This is a genomic window from Reyranella sp. (assembly GCF_050185545.1).
Taxonomy (GTDB): domain Bacteria; phylum Pseudomonadota; class Alphaproteobacteria; order Reyranellales; family Reyranellaceae; genus Reyranella.
The window spans coordinates 1-3,187 of the sequence record NZ_JBFWZI010000353.1 but is presented as its reverse complement, the minus strand read 5'-3'; the positions used below and the strand labels follow the sequence as shown (position 1 = coordinate 3,187).

Sequence of the window (3,187 nt, the reverse complement as noted above, 5' to 3'; positions counted from 1 at the left end):
TGATCGTGAGCCACATCGGCGACCACTACGTGGTGAAGAACGCCTCGTGGAACGGTCAGGTCGGCGCCGGCCAATCGACGTCGTTCGGCTTCCAGGCGACGCCCGGCAGCGGCGGCACCGCAGCGACCGACTTCACCGTCAACGGCGCCGCCGTGGGCACCGATCCGGCGCCGCCGAGCCTCTCGATCGCCGATGCCTCGGTCGCCGAAGGCGACGGCGGCGCACGCGATCTGGTTTTCACTGTGACACTCTCGAAGGCGGCCAGCGGACCTGTCAGCGTCGCCTATGCGACCAGCAATGGCACGGCGAGCGCCGGCTCGGACTACACCGCGGCGAGCGGCACGCTGACCTTCGCCGCCGGCGAGACATCCAAGACCGTCCGGGTCCAGGTGTCGGGCGACACCGCGGTCGAGAGCAACGAGACCCTGAGCGTCCTGCTGTCCAGCGCCTCCGGCGCCGCCATCGCTGACGGCACCGGCGTCGGCACCATCACCAACGATGACAGCGCCCCCCTGCCGACCCTCGCTCTGGGCGACGCGAGCTTCGCCGAAGGCAGCGCCGCGTCGCCGGGCAGCGGCACCTTCACGGTGACACTGTCGGCCGCCTCCGCCACGACGGTGACGGTAAAGTACGCCACGTCGGACGGCACCGCGGTCGCCGGCAGCGACTACGTCGCCCTATCGGGCACCCTCACCTTCGCGCCGGGCGAGACGCAGAAGACCATCAAGGTCACGGCCATCGGCGATTCGACCGTCGAGGCCAACGAGACCTTCAGCCTCGCACTCTCCAGCGCTTCCGGCGCCACCCTCTTCGACGGCACCGGCGCCGGCACCATCACCAACGACGACACGGCGCCGCCGGTCACGCCGTCCCTTTCAGTGGCCGACACGCCGGTGGTCGAGGGCAATCCGGGCGGCGGCAGTGCAGCCGGAGGCTGGCTCAGCACCGCGGGCAACCAGATCATCGATTCCGCCGGCAGTTCGGTGCAGATCGCCGGCGTCAACTGGTTCGGCTTCGAATCCTCGACCATGGCGCCACACGGCCTGTGGACGCGCGGCTACAAGTCGATGATGGACCAGATGGTGAGCCTGGGGTTCAACACCATCCGCCTTCCCTTCGCCAGCGACACGCTGCATTCGACTGGCACGCCCAACGGCATCGACTTCTCCAAGAATCCCGACCTGCAGGGGCTCAGCGCCCTGCAGATCATGGACAAGATCGTCGACTATGCCGGCCAGATCGGCCTCAGGATCATTCTCGACCATCACCGCAGCGACCTGGGGGCCGGCACCTCGGGCAACGGCCTGTGGTACGACGGCAATCACAGCCAGGCGCAATGGATCGCCGACTGGCAGATGCTGGCGGCGCGCTATGCCGCCAAGCCGCAGGTGATCGGCGCCGACCTGCACAACGAGCCGTACAACGGCACCTGGGGCGGCGGCGGCGTGAACGATTGGGCGCTGGCCGCCGAGCAGGCCGGCAACGCCATCCACGACGTCAACGCCAACTGGCTGATCTTCGTCGAGGGCATCGGCACCTACCAGGGTCAGCCCTACTGGTGGGGCGGAAACCTGATGGGCGTGAAGGACCGGCCGATCCAGCTCGACGTCGCCGACAAGCTGGTCTACTCGGCGCACGACTATCCGAACTCGGTGTGGCCGCAGCCGTGGTTCCAGGGCAGCGACTTCCCGGCCAACCTGCCGGCGAAGTTCGACCAGATGTGGGGCTACATCTACAAGCAGAACATCGCCCCGGTGTGGATCGGCGAGTTCGGCACCAAGCTGGTCGATCCCAAGGACGCGCCGTGGCTCGAGGCCATCACCTCCTACATCTCGGGCGACTTCGACAACAACGGCACGAACGACATCCCCGCCGGCAAGCAGGGGATCAGCTGGACCTACTGGTCGTGGAATCCGAACTCGGGCGACACCGGCGGCATCCTGGCCGACGACTGGAACACGCCGATCCAGGCCAAGCTCGCCTACCTGACCCCCATCCAGTTCGACTTCGACAGCGACGTATCGGGTGGCGGGGCCACCACGGCCACCTTCGTGGTGACCCTGTCGCAGGCGGCAACCAGCACGATCACGGTCGATTATCATACCACCGCCGGCACGGCGGATGCTGCCGACTTCACCGGCGCCACGGGCTCGGTCACCTTCGCGCCCGGCGAGACGACCAAGGTCATCGCGATCACCATCACGCCGGACTTGCTGGTCGAGGGCAACGAGACCTTCAGCCTCGTACTGACCAACGGGGCCGGTGCCACCATCGCGCGCGCCACCGCCGCCGGAACGATCGTCGACGACGACGGCACCGCGCCGCCAACCGATCCTACGGATCCGACCGATCCGACGGACCCGCCGACACCCCCGACCGATCCGTCGGGTGATTTCAGCGGCACCTTCACGGTGACCGATTCGTGGAGCAGCGGGTTCAACGCCACGGTCAAGATCCACAATGACGGATCGGCCGCGACCAGCTGGCAGATCGCGATCGACATGCCGAACCAGATCACCGACATCTGGAACGCCAGGATCATCTCGCACGACGCCGCCGGCTACGTGATCGGCAATGCGACGTGGAACGGCACGCTCGCTGCCAACGGCGAGACCAGCTTCGGCTTCGTCGCCTCGGGTGCGCTCAATCCGGCGGCGGTGAAGGTCCATGGCGTCGAGAGCACGCCGACGACCCCCGATCCGACCGAGCCGCCGGCGAGCCTCGACTACGCGACCATGTTCTCGCCCTACATCGACATGGCCATGCCCGTCGCCGCCGACCTCGGCGCCATCTCGCAGGCGTCGGGCATCAAGAACTTCACCCTGGCCTTCGTGCTCGACTCGAGCCAGGGCATCGGCTGGCAGGGCGTTGGCAGCATCGCCGACGACGGACTCGCCAACGGCTCGACCATCCTGCAGCAGGTGCAGGCGATCCAGGCGGCGGGCGGCAACATCACCATCTCGTTCGGCGGCGCGGCCGGACAGGAAGCGGCCCTGAACGCGCCCGATGCCGTCACGCTGCAGGCCGAGTACCAGTCGGTGATCGACCGCTACAACATCACCTCGATCGATTTCGATATCGAAGGTGCGGCCGTCGTCGACCTGTCGTCGATCCATTTGCGCAACCAGGCGATCGTCGGTCTCGAGGCGGCCAATCCCGATCTCGAGGTACGCTTCACCCTGCCGGT

At 67.4% G+C, this 3,187-nt stretch carries 1 protein-coding gene; it reads left to right on the top strand.

Translation table 11 applies throughout. The features are described from left to right. A partial coding sequence (locus tag AB7O82_RS37905; RefSeq protein ID WP_428621915.1) for a Calx-beta domain-containing protein occupies window positions 1–3,187 on the top strand: 3,187 nt, incomplete at both ends.